The organism is Geothrix rubra (assembly GCF_030268065.1).
Taxonomy (GTDB): Bacteria; Acidobacteriota; Holophagae; order Holophagales; family Holophagaceae; genus Geothrix; species Geothrix rubra.
This window is the reverse complement of record NZ_BSDD01000002.1, coordinates 160,772-179,490: the sequence shown is the minus strand read 5'-3', so window position 1 is coordinate 179,490 and position 18,719 is coordinate 160,772. Positions and strand designations below refer to the sequence as shown.

The window sequence follows — 18,719 nt, the reverse complement described above, 5'->3', positions numbered from 1 at the left end:
TGCTCCGGGCGGCTCAGCCGCCGATGTGGGACATCTCGACCTTCGGCAGCCCCGGGGTCTGGCTCCGGCGCCGTTCGGAATACCGGTCGTCGCGCCGCGTCCAGCGCGAGGCCAGGAGGGCGGCCAGATCGGCATCGCTGTGGCCGCCCCTCAGGAAGGCCTTCAGGTCCAGCCCGTCTCCCGCGAACAGGCAGGTGTAGAGGCGCCCCTCGGCGGAGATCCGCGCCCGATCGCAGCCCCGGCAGAAGGGGGCGGTCACGGAGGCGATGAGGCCCAGCTCGCCCTTCCCGTCGCGGTAGCGCCAGGTGCGCGCCACGGCGCCGGCGGGGTCGTCCACCGGCTCCAGGGGCCACCTGCCGTGGACGAGGCGGCGGATCTCCTCCGCTCCCACCACGGAATCCAGACGCCAGCCGTTGGTGGTGCCCACGTCCATGAACTCGATGAAGCGGAGGCTGTGGCCGGCCTCCCGGGCGAAGGCGGCGAGGTCCAGGATCTCGTCGTCGTTCACGCCGTGCTGGACCACGCAGTTCAGCTTGAGGGGACCGAAGCCCGCGGCCCGCGCCGCCTCGAGGCCCGCCAGCACCTGCGAGAGGGGGATCTGGGTGTCGCTGATCCGCTGGAACCGGTCGGGGTTCAGGGTGTCCAGGCTGACGGTGATCCGCTTCAGCCCCGCGTTCCTCAGCGGAGCCGCCAGTTCGGGCAGGAGGGCCCCGTTGGTGGTGAGGGCGAGGTCGTCCACCCCCGGAAGGGCGGTCAGCATCCGCACGAGGGCGGGCAGCTCCCGGCGCAGCAGGGGTTCGCCCCCCGTGAGCCGGAGCTTGGTGACGCCCAGGCCTGCGGAGATCCGTGCCAGCCGGGCGATCTCCTCGAAGGTGAGGAGGGCCTCCCGGGGCAGGAACGCATGGTCGGGGCCGAAGGCCTCCCGGGGCATGCAGTAGGTGCAGCGGAAGTTGCACCGGTCGGTGACCGACAGGCGCAGCGCCCGGAGCGGGCGGCCGAGGGTGTCCAGCGGCTCCATTCCTCCAAGCATAAATTCACTTCATGGGTCAGAATGGATTGTTTCGTCTGGATCATCCGCGATGGGCTTCTTCGACCGATTTCTCAACCGCGCTCCCCAGGGGCCCTTGCCGACCCTGGCGGACCTCCTGGAGGCGCGGGGCCTGCCCGCCGACCTGCCGGGACTGGAGGCCCTGGTGCCGGCCTTCGAGGCCCACCGGGATGCCCCCGGGCGGGAGAGCTGGGCCGAGGCCGTGGCGGTGACCCACCGGGCCGGCCTGCCCCTGCCGCCGCCCTGGGAGGAGGTCCAGGACCGGCTCTTTCCCGAGCTGGTGCCGGCCTGGCGCGCTGAGCGGGAGGGCCGGTGGCACCGCCTCTTCGTCGAAGGGCTCTTCCAGCGCGTCCGCCTGGACGACATGGCCGTGCCCGCGGCCTGGATGCGGCTCTGGGACCAGTCCGAGACCGAGGTCCACGACCTGGCCCTGGAGAACCTCCGGCACCGCACGGAGGGCGCCTTCGAGCGCCTGCCCTCGGGCATCTACCGGGGACCCTGGCACGACGGCCACGACGCCGCGCGCCTCCTGCTTCCGGAGGTGTGGGACGGCCTCTTCCGGGACCAGCATCCCTTCCTCGCCATCCCCACCCCGGGCCTCCTGCTGGCGGCCCCCCAGGTCCTGCTGCCCAAGCTGATGGAGGCCGTGGGCAAGGCCCTCTCCGAGGGGGCACCCCTGCTGCAGGCTGCGGTGCTGGAGCGCATCGGCGAGCACCTCGTCCCCGCCCGGATCCAGGAACCCCATCCCATGTCCGGCCCCCAGCGCGAGTTCAAGCAGCTCGACCAGCTGGAGGCCATCCGCACCCAGGAGCGCGACCTGGATCCGGCCCTGGGCCGGCCCGCCCCGGTGGGCCTGCTCAAGACCCAGCAGGGGAAGTCCCTCACGGTGGCCACCTGGGTGGCCGGCGCCCCGGCCCTCCTGCCCGAGGCGGACCTGGTGGCCTTCACCACCGCCGAGGGCGAACCCCTGGGGATCTACTGGCGCCAGTCCCTGCCGCGCCTCTCGGAGATCCGGGGCGAGCTGGTGGAGATCTGGGGTCCCCGTCGCGTGCGGCACGAGGGGTTCCCCGACGCCGAGCAGCTGGCCCGCCTGGAGTGCTTCGCCACCGGGGAGCAGATGAAGGCCATGCAGGCCCAGGGTGGACGCCCACAGCCCAAGGCTCCAGCCGCACCGGCCGGCGGATTCGCCACCCAGCCGGTCCCGTCGCTGCCCCGGCACCTCCAGGGCGCGGGCCTCGGCATGCAGGACGGGGACTAGCCCCTTGCTCCCGGCCGCACTCCCGCACCAGGAGGCGCCCGCCCCGGTGGCGATCCAGGCCGGGGCCAGCCTGGTGAAGGTGCGGGCCCGGCTGCCCCAGGGGGAACTCGACCGGGTGGGGGGGGGCGTGGTCGTCGCCCCGGGGCTCGTGGCCACCAATGCCCATGTGGCGGCGGGCGGCAGCCCCATTCTCGTGAGCCAGGGCGGGGTGACCTGGAGGGCCACGGCCATCCGGGTGGACCCGGACCTGGACCTCTGCCTCCTCACGGTGCCGGGCCTGCCGCTGCCCCCCGCGGAGGCCGGCGGCGGGAACCTGGCGGCCGGGGCGCCGGTCTTCGCCCTCGGGTTCCCCGGCGGCCACGGGCCCGTGGTCTCCCAGGGGCGGCTGCGCGCGATCTGGCACTACCGGGATGGCTGGCTGCTGCAGGCCGATGTGGAGACGCATCCAGGCTCCAGCGGCGGCGGCCTCTTCGATGCCCGGGGGCGCCTCCTGGGGCTCACCACCTTCACCGCGGCCCGGAGCCCCCGGCTCAGCTTCGCCATCTCGATCTCGGGGCTCGAGGCCCTGGAGGGTCTGCCGGCCGAGACGCCGGGCCGGCCCCTCAGGACCGGCTTCACGGAAGCCGAGGACTACCTCGCCGCCCTGGCCGAGGATCCCCGGAATGCGGCCGAGTGGGAGCCCGCCGCCCGCGCCTGGGTGGCTGCGGAGCCCGGGAGCCCGGATGCCTGGTTCGCCCTGGGCCTGGCCCTGGATCAGGCCGAGCGCCGGGAGATCCGCGGCGGCGGGGCGGGCGGGACCGGCGTGCAGGAGGCGGTCGAGGCCTACCGGCGGGCCCTCGCCCTGCGTCCGGAGGCCCGGGTCTGGAACAACCTGGGGGTGGCGCTGGACGCCCAGAACCGCTTCGTGGAGGCCGAGCACGCCTTCGACGAGGCCCTGAAGCTGCGCCCGGACTATGCCCTGGCCTGGCTGAACCTGGGCAGCACCCTGCTGAATGCCCTCCGGTTCGACGCCGCGGCGACGGCCTTCCGGAAGGGGCTGGTGCTCCGCCCCGATGAGGCCGAGGGCTGGATCCGGCTGGCCCAGTGCCAGCGGAAGCTGCAGGACTGGCGGGCCGAAATCGAGGTGCTCGAGGTGGCCCTGCGCTACCGGCCCCTCTCCCAGGAGCTGTGGCTGGATTACGGCGCCGCCCAGGCCCACCTGGGCCGCCGGGCCGAGGCCGAGGACGTCCTGCGGAGGCTGGTGGAATGGGACTCGCCCCTGGTGGATCGCCTGCGCCGGGTCCTGCGGCGAGTCTCCCGGCGCCAGCCCGCTCGGCCCTAGTTGATGAGCCCGATCTCCCGCAGGCGCTGGAGGAGGAAGGCGTGGGCGGTGATGGGCGGGAAGCGCCGCGCCTCGCCGGGGGCCAGCAGCTGGTCCGGGCAGTCCAGCACCACGTCGGGCCGGGGGTGGCAGAAGAAGGGCATGGAGTAGCGCACGGCGTCCGGGCTGTCGGGGTTCACGACGCGGTGGGTGGTGCTGGGGATCTTCAGGTTCACGTGCCGGCTCAGCATGTCGCCGGCGTCGGCCACGATCTCGCCCGCCCCGGCGTCCACGGCGTGCCAGTTCCCCTCGCGGTCCTGGAGCTGCAGTCCCGCGTCGGTGGCCGCGGGCAGGAGGGTGATGAGGTTGATGTCCTCGTGGGCGGAGCTGCGGACGCCGCCTTCGAGGTACCGGTCCCGCAGGGCGGGGTAGTGGATGATCCGCAGGATGGAGTTGCCGTCCACGATCATGTCCGCCAGGCTGCGTTCGGGCAGGCCGAGGTAGAGGGCCAGGGCCTCCAGCAGGGTGCCGGCACAGGCCTCCAGGGCGCGGTAGAGGGCGAGGGTGTGGGCCCTGAAGCCGGGCACCTCGGCCTCGGGCCAGAGGTTCTCCCCGTAGAGGGCCTGGAGGGGGTGGCCGGACGGCAGCTCCTGGCCCACGTGCCAGAACTCCTTGAGGTCGCCCACGGGGTTGTCCTTGGCATGTTCGCTGCCGAAGGGGGTGAAGCCCCGGGCCCCGCCCGAGCCCTCCAGGAGGTAGCGGCGCTTGGTGCCCTCGGGAAGGGCGAAGAAGGCCCGGGCCGCGTCGTAGGCGCCCCGGATGTCCGCGGCCTCCACCCGGTGCCCGGCCACCTTCACGAAGCCGGTGTCCCGCAGGCTGTCGCCCAGGCGGCGCACGAAGTCGGCGCGGTCCCGGGCCTCGCCGGCCTCGAACTGGGTGAGGTGGACGGTCTCGACCTGGAAGGCGGAACGCGACATGGGGCCTCCGGAGGGGAACGGCCAGTGTAGCCACCTGTCGCGACAGGCGAGTCCCCCGTACGCATGGGCGGCGGCGACCCGTGGGGGGCGCCGCCGCCTGCCTTCCCCTTCCAAGGGAGGCGACTGGATGGGGTTCCTAGGCCTCGACGAGGGCCTTCAGGCCGAGCCGCTCGCGGATCTGGCCCTCGATCTCGTCCGCCAGCTCGGGGTTGTCGGTGAAGAGCTTCTTCACGTTCTCGGCGCCCTGGCCCAGGCGGCTGTCCTTGTAGCTGTACCAGGAGCCGCTCTTCTGGATGATCTCGAGCTGGGTGCCCAGCTCCACCAGCTCGCTGGTGCGGCTGATGCCCTCGCCGTACATGATGTCGAAGGTCGCGATCTTCAGCGGGGGCGCCACCTTGTTCTTCACGACCTTGACCTTGGTCTTCTTGCCGATGACGGAGGAGTCCTCGTCCTTGGCGGCCACGAGGGGATCGCCCGTGCTGCCCTTGATGCTCTGGATGCTGCGGACGTCGAGGCGCACGGAGGCGTAGAACTTCAAGGCGTTGCCGCCGGTGGTGGTCTCGGGGTTGCCAAACATCACGCCGATCTTCATGCGGATCTGGTTGATGAACACCACGCAGGACTGGGTCTTGCTGATGGTGCCGGTCATCTTCCGCAGGGCCTGGCTCATGAGCCGGGCCTGGAGGCCCACGTGGCTGTCGCCCATCTCGCCATCGATCTCGGCCTTGGGCACCAGGGCGGCCACGGAATCCACCACGATGATGTCCAGGGCGCCGCTGCGCACGAGCTGGTCGCAGATCTCCAGCGCCTGCTCGCCGCTGTCCGGCTGGCTGATGAAGAGGTTGTCCACGTCCACGCCCAGCTTCTTGGCGTACTCGGGATCCAGGGCGTGCTCGGCGTCGATGTAGGCGGCGAGGCCCCCCTTCTTCTGGGCCTGGGCCACCATGTGGAGGGCCAGGGTGGTCTTGCCGCTGGCCTCGGGGCCGTAGACCTCCACGATGCGGCCCTTGGGCACACCACCCACCCCCAGGGCCGAATCCAGCGCGATGGAGCCGGTGCTGATGACGTCGATGCCCTCGGCGCCGGCCATGCGGTCCCCGAGCTTCATGATGGAGCCCTTGCCGAAGGCCCGCTCGATGTCGGCGACGGTGCGGGTCAGGGCTTTCAGGCGGTCGTCGTGCTCGGTGGCGGCCATGGGTCCTCCAGGGGGCGGAACCTAAGAATGGGGCAAAAAGCGAAAAAAACAAGAAAAATCTTCCGGGCGCCGGGGGACCAGCATAGCCGCGGTGCCGATCAAAGGTCGGAAGCGCCCCCGCCCGAAGAGAGGGGGGCATGCCGAACGACCCCTCCGCCTCCACGCCGCCCCGACTCTCCCCCTTCGACGGCCCCCTCCGGGCCCTGGAGGCCTCCGGCATCGCCCTGCCGGAGGGGCCGGCCTGGGAGGCCTTCCTCCAGGCGGCGGGGGAGCGGTGCGAGGCGTCGAGGCTGGAGGCGGAGCGCTACCGGGTGCTCGTGGACCACCTGAAGGAGGTGCTCTTCCAGATCGACCGCCACGGCCTCTGGTCCCTGCTGAACCCGGCCTGGACCCAGCTCACGGGCTTCGAGGTGACGGAGAGCCTGGGGACGCCCTTCCTCGGCTACCTCCATCCCGCGGACAAGCCGCGGTACCTGAACATGCTCACCTACGCCCTGGACACGGGGCAGAAGGCCCTCCAGGGGGAATTCCGGTTCTCCACCAAGGCGGGAGAGGTGCGCTGGGTGGAGCTGTACCAGCGCATCACCCTGGACGGGTCGGGTCTGGTGGTGGGGGTCTCCGGCACCCTCAACGACATCACCGAGCGCAAGCACGCGGAGCTGGTCCTGCGGATGGCCACCTCGCGCCTGCGGGCCCTCATCGAGAACATGCAGGCCGGCATCCTCGTGGAGACCGAGGGGCGCCGGATCGCGCTCTTGAACGAGGAGTTCTGCCGGCTCTTCCAGATTCCCGTCCCGGCACATGTGCTGGTGGAGAGCGAGGCCCAGGAGCTGCTCGACGAGTGCCGGCCCCTGCTGGAGGAGCCGGAGGCCTTCGAGCGGCGGCAGGCGGAGCTGCTGGAGCAGCGGACCCCGGTCATCGGCGAGGAGATCCGCCTCGTGGACGGGCGGATCCTCTCCCGGGACTTCGTGCCCATCGTGGTGGGCGGGGACGACCTGGGCCACCTGTGGCAGTACCACGACATCACGGACCGGCGCCGGGCCCAGATGAAGCTGGAGGAGGCCGCCCGGGCCCTGGAGGGCACCAACCGGGAGCTGGCCGAGGCCCGGGACAAGGCCCTGGAGCTGTCGGGCCTGAAGAGCGAGTTCCTCGCCAACATGAGCCACGAGATCCGCACGCCGATGAACGGGATCATCGGCATGACGGGCCTCCTGCTGGATTCGCCCCTGGAGCCGGAACAGCGGCAGTACGCGGAGACGGTGCGCTCCTGCGGCGAATCCCTCCTCACCCTCATCAACGACATCCTCGACTTCTCGAAGATCGAGGCCGGCAAGCTGGCCCTCGAGACGCTGGAGTTCAACCTCTTCGCGGTGCTGGAGGACGTCATGGCGGTGCTGGGCGTGAAGGCCCACGCCAAGCGGGTGGAGCTGGCCGCCTTCGTGGACCCGGCAACCCCACCGCTGGTGGCCGGCGATCCCGGCCGCCTCCGCCAGATCCTCACGAACCTCATGGACAACGCCCTCAAGTTCACCGCCGAGGGTGCCGTCGAGGTGCGCGTGGCGCCCGTGTCCTCGGGGCCGGAGGGCGTCCTTCTCCGCTTCGAGATCCGCGACACCGGCATCGGCATGCGGCCCGAGGTGGTGGACCGGCTCTTCAATTCCTTCTTCCAGGGCGACAGCTCCACCACGCGGAAGTACGGCGGCACGGGCCTGGGGCTGGCCATCTCGAAGAAGCTGGCGGAGCTCATGGACGGGAGCATCGGCGTGGAGAGCGTCCACGGCGAGGGCAGCACCTTCTGGTTCACGGTCCGCCTGGGACAGCGCGCCGCCGCGGTTCCCGTCCAGCCGGCCGTCCGCCGGGTCGAGCTCATCGGCCTGCCGCCCGCCTCGGCCCGGGTCATGGCCGAGCAGCTCCGCGCCTGGGGCCTGGAGGCCGCCATCCGGGAGGCCGTCGGCCGGGGGGGCGCGATCCTCCCCGAAACCGGCACGCTGACCATCCTGGGGGCGGGTGCCCTGGACACCCTCCCGGAGGGCCGGGAGCCCGAGGAGGGCCTGGCCTTCGCCGGTCCGCTCTACCAGCCCGAGCTGCGGCAGGCGGCCCGGGCCCGGGGCATCCCCGCCTTCCTGTCGCTGCCGGTCTCCCCGGCCCAGCTGCGGGCCCTGGTGGAACCCGGCGTCGGCGCGGGGACCGGCACCGTACGCGAGCGGGAGGCGGGGGAGGCGGAGGGCCCCGTGACCGTGCGGGTGCTGCTCGCCGAGGACAACCTGGTCAACCAGCGCGTGGCCGAGCGGATGCTGGCCAAGCTGGGCATCGAGGCCGACGTGGCCGCCACGGGCCTGGAGGCGCTGGACGCCCTCGTCGGCGTGTCCTACGACCTGGTGCTCATGGACTGCCAGATGCCCGAGATGGATGGCTTCGAGGCCTCGCGCCGCATCCGCGCACGGGAGCGGGGCAGCCGGCGCCTCCCCATCGTGGCCATGACCGCCAACGCCATGGTGGGCGACCGGGAGCGCTGCCTGGAGGCGGGCATGGACGACTACATCCCCAAGCCCGTGCGCATGGACGACCTGCGCCGGGCCCTGTCCCGCTGGCTTCCCGTCGGGGCCCTGCCGCCGGTGGAGGACTGAGATGGCCCGTTCCGCCGCGCTCGTCGAGGAGGATGTCGCCATCCGCATGGTGCTGCAGCGGCTCTGCGTGGAAGGGGCGCGCCTGGGCGTGGCCTTCCAGGACCAGCGGGGCAGCTTCCCCATCCTCACGGAGGATGGCGAACGCCTGGCCTTCCGCATGGAGCACGAGGCCATCGCCGCCTGGGGCCTGGAGCCCGGCGACAGCCTGGCCCTGAAGTTCAAGGACCGCGGCCTGGAGTACGAGTGCGTCGTGGCCCATGTGGGCCGGGAGGTGATGGAGGGCGTGGAGGCCTGCCTCGCCACCGTGCCGCGGGTGCTGCGGCGCTCGGACATGCACCGCCTGGCGGACTTCATCCCGGATTTCGCCGCCCAGAATCAGGTGGCCACCTTCACCAACACCCGGAACGCCCTCATCGACGGCCTGGTCCAGAGCTTCGGGGAGGAGGGCCTGGAGCTGGTCCTCCGCAACAGCAAGCAGGACGTCCGGGAGCTCCTCCGCATGGGCGAGGAGTCCCTCCTCGACGTGCCCCTGGCGGCCAACCTGCGGCTGCGCGCACCCACGACGGTGGCCTACTTCGGCGAGAACCTGGTGGGCCTCCGGTTCACCAAGCAGGCCGACGGCGCACTCCTGGAGCGCTACCGCGCCTGGATCCAGGACCAGCAGCGCCTCCAGGCCCAGCAGGACCGCGAGGCCTTCAGCCCGCGGGGGTTCAAGGAGTCCCTCGAGCGGTCCGTCCAGGGGGCGGCCCTCCCCTCGGCCCGGCTCCTCGTGGACCGCGATCCGGTGCTGCTCCTGCTCACCGAGCGCGAGGACTTCGCCCGCCGCCTGGGGGAGGCCATGGGCCGGAAGTTCGGGCTCGTGACCCTCGACTACATCAAGGGGCCCGTAAAGGCGCAGATCGCCCCGGTCAGCGGGGGGGAGGGCTGGGGCCGCGTCCGCATGGTGCTCATCCACAACCAGCTCCGCCTCACCGGGGCCCTGGACCTCTGCCGCCAGCTGGTGCAGAAGGAGGGCTGCACCCTGCCCATCCTGCTGCTGGGAACCGAGGAGGACGAGGCCAAGAAGCGGCACCACTCCGTGGCCGCCGGGGCCGTGGACTACATCGCCGTGGAGCCCTTCCGCATCCTGGCCACCCTCCGGAAGCTGGACGAGACCCTGAAGCTCTTCGAGGGCGCCTGAGGCGAAAGTCCTCCACGAAGGGCACCAAGGCGCCCTTCGGGCGCACGAAGCACACGAATGAACGAGAGGGACCAGGTGCCCACCTTGTTCGTCTTGGTGGCCTTGGCTTCCCTTCGTGTCCTTCGTGGGGGGCCTTGATGCTTCAGGGGCGGAGCCGGACTTCGCGGCCCCGCCAGTGGTTCACGCCGCGCAGGCGGTCCGCGAAGGCCCAGGCCGTGCCCCAGCCGAGAGGGAAGGCGTTCAGGGGCCACAGGGCCCAGATGAGGTCCATGGGGCGGCCCGTGATCCGCTGCTGCACGTCCCCCGCCAGGGCGGGCACCAACAGCCAGAGGAGCAGAGCGAGGGCGGGATGTCCGGCGAAGGGCAGCCAGAGGGGCGAGAGGCCCACGGCCATCAGGACGGGGAGGGCGACGGGGATGGTCCACCAGATGGGCAGGGCCGCCGTGTTCTTCCGCATGGCGCGGACCACGTCCCAGAGGCCGTGGTACATGCGGAGGTGCAGGTCCGGGCCGCCCCGGGCCACGCGGTTTACGAACCCGGCCTGCTTTACCCGGCGAGCCAGCATCATGTCGTCCACGGCCTCCAGGGGGGCGCCGGCATGGCCGTCGACGGCATCGTAGGCCGCGCGGCGCACGAGGGTGAAGCCGCCCACCCCGCAGAAGGCCGGGTGGCGGGGATCGGGCACGCGGTGCGGCGGCACCAGCACCAGGAAGGCCGAGGCGGCGAGGGGCAGGGCCAGCCGCTCGCCGGGCGACCCCACGTCCACCGCCGGAATGAGGGCCAGGATGTCCGTGGGCTGCCGGAGCGCGAAGGCCATGGCCCGCCGGAGCAGGGAGGGCGAGGCCTGCACGTCCCCGTCCGCGAAGAGGAGCCAGATCGCGGCCCGGGCCTCGGGTTGTTCCGAGGCCAGGTGGAGCGCGTGGTTCTTCCCCAGCCAGCCGGGGGGGAGGTGGTCGTTGCGGAGCACCCGAAGGCGATCGGGCCGCGCGGTTTCCCGGGCTCGCAGGACCTCGGAGCTGCCGTCCGTGGAGCCGTCGTCCACCGCGACGATGCGAAGGGCCGGATAGTCCTGGGCCAGCCAGGAATCCGCGGCGGCGGGCAGCTCCCGGACTTCGTTCCGGACGGGGATGCAGAGGCACACCGTGGGCGGATCCGCGGGCAGCGGGGGATCGTCCTCCAGGGCCGGCAGCCGCGACCAGTGCCGCCGCAGGAGCACCAGCCCCGCCAGCAGCAGGATGGCGGAGGACCAGGCGGCGGCGTCGATCCAGGACATGCTCCAGGCTAGCGGGCCGGGAGGGCCGGGGCCGTGGGTTATCCTGGACAATCACCGGCCCCAGGAGCGAGATGCCCGATCTTCCTGCCGTGTCCCCCATCGTGCGCCCCAGGGCGGTCGAGGACATTCCCGCCATCCAGGACCTCATGCGCCGGGTCTATCCGCCACCCCACGGGCCCGAGGCGGTGTGGGGAGCGGGGAACCTCCGCCGCCACCTCGAGCGGTTCCCGGAGGGGCAGATGGTCGCCGAGGCGGGGGCCGGCCTCATCGGGACCTCCACGACCCTGAGGATCTCCCGGGAGCTCGCCCTGGCCCCCCACACCTGGTCCGGGATCACCGGAGCCGGCTCCCTGGCCACCCATGACCCGGCCGGGGAGGTCCTCTACGGCGTGAACATCGCGGTGGATCCGGCCTGGCAGGGCCGGGGGGTGGGCCGTCTGCTCTACGAGGCCCGGCTGGCCCTCGGCCGGCGGCTCGGCTGCCGGGCCTTCGTGGCCGGGGCGCGGATTCCGGGCTACCACCGGCACGCCGCCACGCTCACGCCGGAAGCCTACCTGGAGGCGGTGGTGGCGGGGCGGATGTTCGATCCCACCCTCTCGAAGCAGGTTCAGGTGGGCTTCCGGGTGCTGGGATTGCTCCGGGACTATGCGCCCGACCACGAAACGCTGGGGCATGCGGCCCTCATCCTCCTGGAGCTCTGAGATGCGGTTCAAGGCCCCGACCCCCTTCATGTCCCGCCCAGTGCGGGTCTGCGGCATCCAGTACTGCCTGCGTCCCGTCGCGGACTTCGACGCCTTCGCCCAGCAGGTGGAGAACTACGTGGATGTCGGCGACGACTACGACGCGGACGTGATCCTGTTCCCGGAGCTCCTGGCCGTCCAGCTGCTCAGCTGCCTCCCCGGCGGGTTCGCCCCGGCCGAGGCCATGCGGGTCCTGGCGGAGCGGTTCACCGAGCCCTTCGAGGCCTTCTTCCAGCGCATGTCCCGGAAGTACGACCGGATCATCGTGGCCGGGACGCATCCGGCCTTCGTGGACGGGAAACTGCAGAATGTGGCCTCGATCTTCGTGCCGGGCCATGCCCCGGTCCACCAGCCCAAGCTGCACCTGACCCCCACCGAGCGGAACGTCTGGCATTTCGAGCCAGGCCATGAGATCCATGTCATCGAGACGGACTTCGGGCGGATGGGCGTCTCCATCTGCTACGACGTGCAGTTTCCCGAGGTGGCGCGGGTCCAGGCGGAACAGGGCGTCCAGCTGCTGCTGGTGCCCTACCTCACGGACGACCGGCGGGGCTACACCCGCGTGACCACCTGCGCCCGGGCCCGGGCCGTGGAGAACCAGATCTACGTGGCCACCGCCGGCACCGTGGGCAGCCTGCCGCTCATCACCGACCTCACCGCCCAGTACGCCCAGAGCGGCATCTACACCCCCTCGGATTTCCCCTTCCCCATGGACGGCATCACCACGGAGGCCGCCGCGAACTCCGAGATGGTGCTGGTGGGCGACATCGACCTCGCCCTCCTCGACCAGGCCCGGGCTCGGGGCTCCGTGCTGAACCACCAGGATGCCGCCCGCGATGGGCTCCACGTCGCCTTCGACGGACGCATCCTCATCCATCACCTCCCCTGGTCCGACCCCGGACCCGGCACCACGGAGCGGGCCCGATGACCCTCGCCCTGCTCGTCGTCGACCCCTTCGCGGGCACCCTGCTGCTCCTGGCCCTGGTCTGGCTGGCGGCCAAGGTGGGCGGCGAGGTGGCGCTGCGCCTGAAGCTCCCCACGGTGGCAGGCGAGCTCTGCGCCGGCCTGGTCCTGGCCGGGCTGCACCAGGCGTTCCCGCGCTTCCCCGAGGTGGGCGCTTCGGAACCCGTGGGCGTGCTCGCGAACCTGGGCGTCATCGTCCTCATGTTCGCCGTGGGCCTGGAGTCCACCGTCCCCCAGATGATGCGGGTGGGCCTGCCCTCCCTGCGGGTGGCCACGGTGGGCGTCCTCGTGCCGATGCTCGCGGGGCTGCTCGGGGCCCACTGGCTCCTGCCCGCCGGCGTGCCCTGGGTGGTGGACCTCTTCATCGGGGCCTGCCTCTGCGCCACCTCCATCGGGATCAGCGCCCAGGTGCTGCGCGAGAAGCACGCGGCGGCCTCGCCCGAAGGCCGCGTGATCGTGGGTGCGGCGGTCCTCGACGACGTGCTGGGCCTCTTGGTGCTGGTGGCCGTGAGCGGCCTGGCCGCGGCGGCCTCCACGGGCGGGGCGATGCCCTGGTTGAACCTGGCGCGGACCCTCGGCCTGGCCCTGGCCTTCCTGGCCCTGGCCCTCACCCTGGGCCGGCGCACGACCCCCTACCTCTTCCACCTCGCCAGCCGCTTCCGCGGCGAGCAACTGCTCCTCCCCCTCGGGCTCGGGTTCGCCTTCCTCCTGGCCTGGCTGGGGAACCTCGCGGGACTGGCGCCCATCGTCGGCGCCTACGCCGCGGGCCTCATCCTCGAGCCCACCCATGTGGAGGTGCTGGAGGCCCGGGAGTCCCACACCCTCGAGGCCCTGGTCCATCCCCTCGTGACGACGCTGGCCCCGGTGTTCTTCGTGGTGATGGGCGCACGGGTGGATCCCGCGGCGCTGTTCGCCCCGCAGACGCTGCTCTTCGCTGCCGTGCTCGCCGCCCTGGGCATCCTGGGCAAGTGGGTGGCCGGCTTCGGCGCGGGGCGCGGCTTCCGGGCGGCCGTGGTGGGCTGGGGGATGGTGCCCCGGGGCGAGGTGGGCTTCGTGTTCGTGGCCACCGGCGCCCAGCTCAGCCTCGGGGGCCAACCCCTGCTCGGCCCCGAGCTCCAGGCGGGCATCATCGGCGCCCTCCTGCTCACCACCCTGGTCGGGCCCGTGGGGCTCAGCTGGGTAATGGGAAGGAAGGGCCGCGGCGCGTTGAAAGGGGTGGTCTGAGGCCTCCGCATTCCCCGCGGTGGATCGAACCATCCGGAGCCTGAGCCAAGGTTCAGGCCGGATCCACGGGCAGCTCGGGCACGAGGGAGGTCACGAAGGTGGCCTCGACGCGGAACACGGCGCGGATGAGCCCGGCGGTGAGGATGGCGTGGGGGTCCCCGTTGCCCACGAGCCGGCCGTGGTCGAGGACCAGCACCCGGTCGAACCGGTAGGCGGCGCGGATGTCGTGGAGGCTGACCAGCACGGTGCCGCCGGCCTCGGCGAGGTGCCGCGCCAGGCGGTAGACCTCCAGGGCATGGCGCACGTCGAGCTGGGCCACGGGCTCGTCCCAGAGCTGGAGGGGGGCCGCCGTGGCCAGGGCCCGGGCCAGGATGACGCGATGGCGTTCGCCGCCGGAGAGCTGCGTCACGGGACGGTCCGCCAGGGGCACGAGATCCATGGCGGTCAGGGCTTCGACCACGCCCGCCGGATCATCGTCCCAGGCGTAGCGACCCTGGGCCACCACGTCCCGCACGGGGAAGGCGAAGTCGAACAGGGCCTCCTGCCCCACCCAGGCGAGCCGGCGGCCCCGCTCCTGGAAGGGGATCTCGGACAGGAGCTGTCCATTCCATCGGATCTGACCCTCAGCCGGGAGGAGCCCCGCCAGGGCCTGGATCAGCGTGGACTTGCCGGCGCCGTTGGGGCCCACCACGGCAACCAGCTCCCCGGGACCCAGGTCCAGCGACACGTCCTCCAGCCGGCCGGGGACCGAGAGCGCGGCGGCCTGGAGGGCGGCCGTCACCGGGGCCTCCGCAGCAGCCAAAGGAAGAAGGGGCCGCCCACCACGGCGGTGACGACACCCAGGCGGAGGCCGATGGGGAAGAGGCGGGTCACCAGGTCGCAGGCCAGGAGGAAGGTCCCGCCCCCGAGCATGGCTGCGGGCAGCAGCCGGCGGTGGTCGGGGCCCCAGACCAGGCGCAGGACGTGGGGCACCACCAGGCCCACGAAGCCGATGATGCCGCCGGTGGCCGTGGCCAGGGCCGTGAGCACCGTGGCCAGCACGATGAGCTTCCGGCGCAGGCGATGCACGTCCACGCCGAGGCTCTGGGCGCTCTGCTCGCCCAGGCTCAGCAGGTTCAGGCCCCGGCCCAGGGGCAGCAGGAGGGCGCAGCCCAGGGCGATGACCGGCACCCCCATCCAGACATGCTCCCAGCTGCGGTTTTCGAGTCCGCCCATGAGCCAGAAGAGGATCTGGGCGTTCACCTCGAAGTGGCCGGCGGTGATCGTGAGGAGGAAGCTGGTGCCTGCCCCCAGGAGGGCGTTGAGGGCCACGCCGGAGAGCAGCAGGCGCTCGGTGCTGGCGCCGCGTTCCGCCAGCATCATCACGGCCCCGGTGGCGCCGAAGGCGCCGACGGTGGAGGCCACCGGCAGGGTCCAGAGGGAGGCGGCGGCGAGGCCCAGGGAGGGGCCGAGGGCCAGCACGGCCACGGCACCCAGGGCCCCGCCGCTGCTGACGCCCAGCAGGCCCGGGTCGGCCAGGGGGTTGCGGAAGAAGGCCTGCATCACCGTGCCGCTGGCGGCCAGCGCCGCGCCTGCGGCCAGCCCCACGAGGGTGCGGGGCAGGCGGAAGTCCCAGATCACCGTGCGGGTCAGCTCGTCCCCCCGGCCGAAGAGGGCATCCAGCACCTGCATCGGGGACAGCCGCAGCTCGCCGAAGGCCAGGGAGGCCAGGAAGGCCGCCACGAGGAGCAGCGCCAGCAGCGGGAGGGCCCCCCGGCCCTTCACCGGAAGCGCTCCGGGTGGAGGGCCCGGGCCAGCTGCTCATAGGCGTCGATGCGGTGGTGCGAGACGCTGGACATCAGCGGCCCCGGCAGCAGCACCAGGCGCCCGGCCCGGAAGGCGGGCAGCAGGCGGTACGAGGGGATCTGGGCCAGGCGCTCCCGGAGGGCGGGCTCGTCGTCGGCCACCAGCACCTCGGGGTTCCAGGTGAGGAGCCGCTCCGTGGGCGTGGGCTGGTGGCCCCGGAGGCCCGCCTCGGCGGCCACGTTGAGGGCGCCGGCGTGGTCGCAGAGATCCTGGAAGGTGGTGCCCGCGCCGGCGGTGAAGGGGTAGATGCTGGCGGCCAGCACCCGCACGGGACGCACGCCCTGGAGGCGCCTGGCCAGGGCCGCCACGCGCGTCCGGCACTGGGCGATGAGGGCTTCGGCCTGCGCCTCGCGGCCCAGTTCGCGCCCCAGGAGGCGCAGGTCCGCGTAGACGTCCTCCAGGGTGTCGAAGTGGTCGAACACCAGCAGCCGGACCCCGGCCCGCCGGAGCAGGGCCAGGGTCTCGGGGCGGGTGTAGCTGGCGGCGAGCACCAGGTCCGGATGGTGGGACAGGACGCTCTCGGCATCGCTGTCCTTCAGGGTCGGATAGCCCTTGGCCTCCCCGGCGACGGGGCTGTAGCGGGCATCGCGGCCCAGGTTGCTGAGGGCGGCGATCTGGCCCGGGGCCGCCAGGGCCAGCAGCAGTTCGTCCGTGCCCACGGTTTGGCTCACCACCCGCCGCGGCGGAGCCGCGGCGAGGGGCAGCAGGATGGCGAGCAGGAGGAGCGGCCGCAGCCGGCGCATCAGTACCTCCAGGTGGCGGAGAGGGTCCAGCGGGGGAAGGGCGCCGGGAAGCCGTAGACCAGGGCCGCGTCGCCGTTGCCATCGTAGCGGCCGGAGCGCCAGTCCTCCACGGTCTGCCGCGGCTGGAGCAGGTGCTCGCCCCGCAGGGCCAGGGTCAGGTCGGGCCGGGGATCCCAGGAGAGGCCCAGCGCGAGCTCGCGGTAGGGCTTCCCGGTGGACATCACGGCGTAGGTGGTGTCGTTGACGTCGTAGCGGGGGCCGACCTGGGCCAGTCGCACGTCCGCCCGCCAGGCGGCGCCCTGCACGAAGGCCGAGGCGGCGGCGGTGAAGAAGGGATGCCTCAGGATGGCCGTGTTCTGGGCCCCGAAGCGGTCCGCGTCCGTGTTGTGGTCCAGGTCGCGAGTCTCCTGGCTGCGGAGGACGAGGTCCCAGCCGTACGCCAGATCGCCGCCGCCGCGCCAGCCCAGGGCCCCCTCCACGCCCTGGGCCCGGATGCCGCCCTGGTTGGCGTAGTGGGAGGTGAAGAGGGGCGGGAAGGCGAAGCTGGTGTCGTAGACGTAGGCCAGCAGGTCGGAGATGCGGGTGCGCTGGGCTTCCAGGCGGTACTCCCAGTGCCCGCCGAACTGGCCCGTGGCGCCGATCTGCACGGTGCGGCTGCGCTCCGGAAGCAGGGGGTAGGCCGTGCCGTCCTGGGCCGCGGCCTGGGCGTTGAGGGTGAACTCCACGGTGTTGGGCACCCGGAATCCCTGGCCGGCGCTGGCGTAGAGGCGCAGGGCGGGGGCAAGGGTCCAGTTCAGTCCCGTCCGCCAGGTGCCCGCCTCGGCGCTGCCGACGCGGGTCCGGGCGCCGGTGTCCAGGCGGGTGAGGTCCCGGTGGGCGCCGTCGCGCCGCAGGCCGGCCACCCAGTCCAGGCCCTCCGCCAGCGTCCAGCGCAGCTCCAGCGCGCCCGCCAGGTCGTGCCCCTCGCCGCGGTAGGGCGTGGCCGCGAAAGTGTCCGGGTCGTAGTAGTTCCGGGCATGGCTGGTGTCCACGCGGCCCTCCAGGCGGCCCGAGAGGCGAATGCCCGGCGCCGGGGTCCAGTGGAGGGACAGCTGGTCCTCCGTCCGCCGGAAGTCGCGGAGCACCTGCTGGCGGGGGGCGAGATCTACGGGGTCCCCCGTGCTGCCGGAGAGGGCCTGCAGCGTGTCCTCCAGGAGGAGGGTGGGGCCCAGGGGCCAGCGCAGGCTGGCGCCCCAGCTCTCCTGGCGGGCGTGGGTCTCCCGGTCCGGCTGGTAGGTGCGCATGGAGGGCCAGCCCGTGGTGGTGAAGGGGATGGAGGCCGTCTGTCCCGCATTGCGGTAGAAGGCCGTGAGGTCCGCCGCGCCCAGCCGGGCGCCCATCCGCAGGAAGCCCCCGGCCTGGTGGTAGGTGTCGCCGGGGAAGCCGTTGGCCTGGCGGAGGGCCTCGCCGCCGGCGCTGAGCCAGCCCGCGCCGCCCGCCACCTGGATCCGGGCCGAGGCGCCCCGCAGGCCGTCGGTGCCGCCCTTCAGGCCCGCCTGGCCGTGGGTGCCCTCGCCGCCGCGGCCGAAGCTGGTGAGGGCGATGACGCCGCCGATGGCATCGCTGCCGTAGAGGACGGAGGCGGGGCCCAGGATCAGCTCCACCCGCTCGATGCCCGTGAGGCTGAGGGCCCCGAGGTCGGGACTCAGGGCCGTGGGATCGTTGAGGCGGACGCCATCCAGCAGCACGACCACGTTGCGGCTGAGCGTCCCGTTGAGGAAGGCGGAGGTCTGGGCGCCGGCGTCCCCGGTGGGCATGACAGCGCCGGGCTGGACCGCGGCCATCAGGTCCGCCAGGGTGCGGACACCCAGGCGCTGGATCTCCTGGGCCTCGAGGATGAAGACCGGCGCCGGCGTGCGGGTCACGGCCACGGGCGCGGCCTCGGCGCTGACGGTGACCGTGGCCTCGGGGGGCGCCTTGGGGGCCGGCGGGGCGGGGTCGGCCGCGCCGGCAAGGGAAAGGGCGGACAGGGCCGCCAGGACGAAGGTGAGCCTCGAGGGACCCATTCATGCCTCCACGCATGAAGCCGCGGAAGCATGGGCGGATCCCCGGTTCGAGTGGTGGGGGACCATGGCCCGGCCTGTGCCCGCGACAGGGGGTTGAGGTGGTGGACCGGTCTCCGGGCTCGCACGCGACCGGGGCCTTGCGGCGCCCCCTTCGCCTTCCCGGGACGATTCCCAGTGGCTCGGGTTTGGGGTCTCACGCCTGGAAGGGCGTGGTGCATACCGTTGCGGGGCAGCGCAGGAGTCTCACCTGCTTCCCGAACATCCAGCACGCGATGTCAGAACCCTGAGGTTTCCACGGCGA

At 72.6% G+C, this 18,719-nt stretch carries 15 protein-coding genes and 1 riboswitch; of the genes, 7 read left to right on the top strand and 8 right to left on the bottom strand.

The features are described 5' to 3' along the window. Nucleotides 1–13 precede the first annotated feature (13 nt). Nucleotides 14–1,018, bottom strand: a complete 1,005-nt coding sequence (gene moaA / locus QSJ33_RS05585) for a GTP 3',8-cyclase MoaA (protein ID WP_285723576.1) — start codon at nucleotides 1,016–1,018, stop codon at nucleotides 14–16. A 106-nt stretch (nucleotides 1,019–1,124) separates the two neighbouring features. Here moaA and QSJ33_RS05580 point away from each other — a divergent pair, with 106 nt between their 5' ends. Together QSJ33_RS05580 and QSJ33_RS05575 are read left to right on the top strand one after the other, a co-directional pair. Further along, complete coding sequence (locus QSJ33_RS05580) at nucleotides 1,125–2,306, top strand: hypothetical protein (RefSeq protein ID WP_285723575.1); 1,182 nt, start codon at nucleotides 1,125–1,127, stop codon at nucleotides 2,304–2,306. Nucleotides 2,307–2,352: 46 nt separating this feature from the next. After that, nucleotides 2,353–3,627 carry a tetratricopeptide repeat-containing S1 family peptidase gene (locus tag QSJ33_RS05575; protein ID WP_285723574.1) on the top strand — a complete coding sequence of 425 codons (1,275 nt, stop codon included), beginning with the start codon at nucleotides 2,353–2,355 and terminating at the stop codon, nucleotides 3,625–3,627. On the opposite strand, the gene QSJ33_RS05570 is transcribed toward QSJ33_RS05575, so the two are convergent. Continuing rightward, entirely contained in the window at nucleotides 3,624–4,583 is a 960-nt protein-coding gene (locus QSJ33_RS05570; protein WP_285723573.1) for an isopenicillin N synthase family dioxygenase, read from the bottom strand. The genes QSJ33_RS05575 and QSJ33_RS05570 overlap by 4 nt on opposite strands. A gap of 136 nt (nucleotides 4,584–4,719) precedes the next feature. Next, on the bottom strand, nucleotides 4,720–5,778 hold the full coding sequence (recA, locus tag QSJ33_RS05565; RefSeq protein ID WP_285723572.1) for a recombinase RecA: 1,059 nt from the start codon (nucleotides 5,776–5,778) through the stop codon (nucleotides 4,720–4,722). A 137-nt stretch (nucleotides 5,779–5,915) separates the two neighbouring features. On the opposite strand from recA, the gene QSJ33_RS05560 reads away from it, so the two are divergent. Beyond that, nucleotides 5,916–8,405 carry an ATP-binding protein gene (locus QSJ33_RS05560; RefSeq protein ID WP_285723571.1) on the top strand — a complete coding sequence of 830 codons (2,490 nt, stop codon included), beginning with the start codon at nucleotides 5,916–5,918 and terminating at the stop codon, nucleotides 8,403–8,405. 1 nt (nucleotide 8,406) lies between these two features. Then, a complete protein-coding gene (locus tag QSJ33_RS05555; protein WP_285723570.1) occupies nucleotides 8,407–9,585 on the top strand; it encodes a hypothetical protein in 1,179 nt (392 codons plus the stop codon). A gap of 142 nt (nucleotides 9,586–9,727) precedes the next feature. Here QSJ33_RS05555 and QSJ33_RS05550 read toward each other — a convergent pair whose 3' ends face one another. Further along, on the bottom strand, nucleotides 9,728–10,858 hold the full coding sequence (locus tag QSJ33_RS05550) for a glycosyltransferase family 2 protein (protein WP_285723569.1): 1,131 nt from the start codon (nucleotides 10,856–10,858) through the stop codon (nucleotides 9,728–9,730). A 71-nt stretch (nucleotides 10,859–10,929) separates the two neighbouring features. Here QSJ33_RS05550 and QSJ33_RS05545 point away from each other — a divergent pair, with 71 nt between their 5' ends. Genes QSJ33_RS05545 through QSJ33_RS05535 form a run of 3 tightly spaced genes read left to right on the top strand, consistent with a single transcriptional unit; the run spans nucleotide 10,930 to nucleotide 13,785 of the window. Then, the gene (locus QSJ33_RS05545; protein ID WP_285723568.1) at nucleotides 10,930–11,559 is read left to right on the top strand and encodes a GNAT family N-acetyltransferase; all 630 of its coding nucleotides are present in this window, start codon (nucleotides 10,930–10,932) and stop codon (nucleotides 11,557–11,559) included. A gap of 1 nt (nucleotide 11,560) precedes the next feature. After that, complete coding sequence (locus tag QSJ33_RS05540) at nucleotides 11,561–12,526, top strand: carbon-nitrogen hydrolase family protein (RefSeq protein WP_285723567.1); 966 nt, start codon at nucleotides 11,561–11,563, stop codon at nucleotides 12,524–12,526. Continuing rightward, nucleotides 12,523–13,785, top strand: a complete 1,263-nt coding sequence (locus QSJ33_RS05535) for a cation:proton antiporter (RefSeq protein ID WP_285723566.1) — start codon at nucleotides 12,523–12,525, stop codon at nucleotides 13,783–13,785. The genes QSJ33_RS05540 and QSJ33_RS05535 overlap by 4 nt, the downstream gene beginning before the upstream one ends. A gap of 52 nt (nucleotides 13,786–13,837) precedes the next feature. Here the strand turns inward: QSJ33_RS05535 and QSJ33_RS05530 are convergent, their stop codons facing one another. The 4 genes from QSJ33_RS05530 to QSJ33_RS05515 are packed head-to-tail and all read right to left on the bottom strand — an operon-like array spanning nucleotide 13,838 to nucleotide 18,418. Further along, nucleotides 13,838–14,566 (bottom strand): ABC transporter ATP-binding protein, encoded by a 729-nt coding sequence (locus tag QSJ33_RS05530; protein WP_285723565.1) that lies wholly within the window; start codon nucleotides 14,564–14,566, stop codon nucleotides 13,838–13,840. Continuing rightward, nucleotides 14,563–15,549, bottom strand: a complete 987-nt coding sequence (locus QSJ33_RS05525; RefSeq protein WP_285723564.1) for a FecCD family ABC transporter permease — start codon at nucleotides 15,547–15,549, stop codon at nucleotides 14,563–14,565. Before QSJ33_RS05525 ends, QSJ33_RS05530 begins: the two co-directional genes overlap by 4 nt. Further along, nucleotides 15,546–16,373, bottom strand: coding sequence for an ABC transporter substrate-binding protein (locus QSJ33_RS05520; protein WP_285723563.1), 828 nt, complete (start codon nucleotides 16,371–16,373; stop codon nucleotides 15,546–15,548). The genes QSJ33_RS05525 and QSJ33_RS05520 overlap by 4 nt, the downstream gene beginning before the upstream one ends. Next, a complete protein-coding gene (locus QSJ33_RS05515) occupies nucleotides 16,373–18,418 on the bottom strand; it encodes a TonB-dependent receptor plug domain-containing protein (RefSeq protein ID WP_285723562.1) in 2,046 nt (681 codons plus the stop codon). The genes QSJ33_RS05520 and QSJ33_RS05515 overlap by 1 nt, the downstream gene beginning before the upstream one ends. Before the next feature lie 87 nt (nucleotides 18,419–18,505). After that, a riboswitch (cobalamin riboswitch) is annotated at nucleotides 18,506–18,699 on the bottom strand. Nucleotides 18,700–18,719: the final 20 nt, after the last annotated feature.

Excerpts from the sequence above, each read along its gene's own strand:
- moaA (WP_285723576.1), bottom strand. The coding sequence starts at position 1,018 with ATGGAGCCGCTGGACACCCTCGGCCGCCCGCTCCGGGCGCTGCGCCTG.
- QSJ33_RS05570 (WP_285723573.1), bottom strand. The coding sequence starts at position 4,583 with ATGTCGCGTTCCGCCTTCCAGGTCGAGACCGTCCACCTCACCCAGTTC.
- recA (WP_285723572.1), bottom strand. The coding sequence starts at position 5,778 with ATGGCCGCCACCGAGCACGACGACCGCCTGAAAGCCCTGACCCGCACC.
- QSJ33_RS05560 (WP_285723571.1), top strand. The coding sequence starts at position 5,916 with ATGCCGAACGACCCCTCCGCCTCCACGCCGCCCCGACTCTCCCCCTTC.
- QSJ33_RS05555 (WP_285723570.1), top strand. The coding sequence starts at position 8,407 with ATGGCCCGTTCCGCCGCGCTCGTCGAGGAGGATGTCGCCATCCGCATG.
- QSJ33_RS05550 (WP_285723569.1), bottom strand. The coding sequence starts at position 10,858 with ATGTCCTGGATCGACGCCGCCGCCTGGTCCTCCGCCATCCTGCTGCTG.
- QSJ33_RS05545 (WP_285723568.1), top strand. The coding sequence starts at position 10,930 with ATGCCCGATCTTCCTGCCGTGTCCCCCATCGTGCGCCCCAGGGCGGTC.
- QSJ33_RS05540 (WP_285723567.1), top strand. The coding sequence starts at position 11,561 with ATGCGGTTCAAGGCCCCGACCCCCTTCATGTCCCGCCCAGTGCGGGTC.
- QSJ33_RS05535 (WP_285723566.1), top strand. The coding sequence starts at position 12,523 with ATGACCCTCGCCCTGCTCGTCGTCGACCCCTTCGCGGGCACCCTGCTG.
- QSJ33_RS05520 (WP_285723563.1), bottom strand. The coding sequence starts at position 16,373 with ATGCGCCGGCTGCGGCCGCTCCTCCTGCTCGCCATCCTGCTGCCCCTC.
- QSJ33_RS05515 (WP_285723562.1), bottom strand. The coding sequence starts at position 18,418 with ATGGGTCCCTCGAGGCTCACCTTCGTCCTGGCGGCCCTGTCCGCCCTT.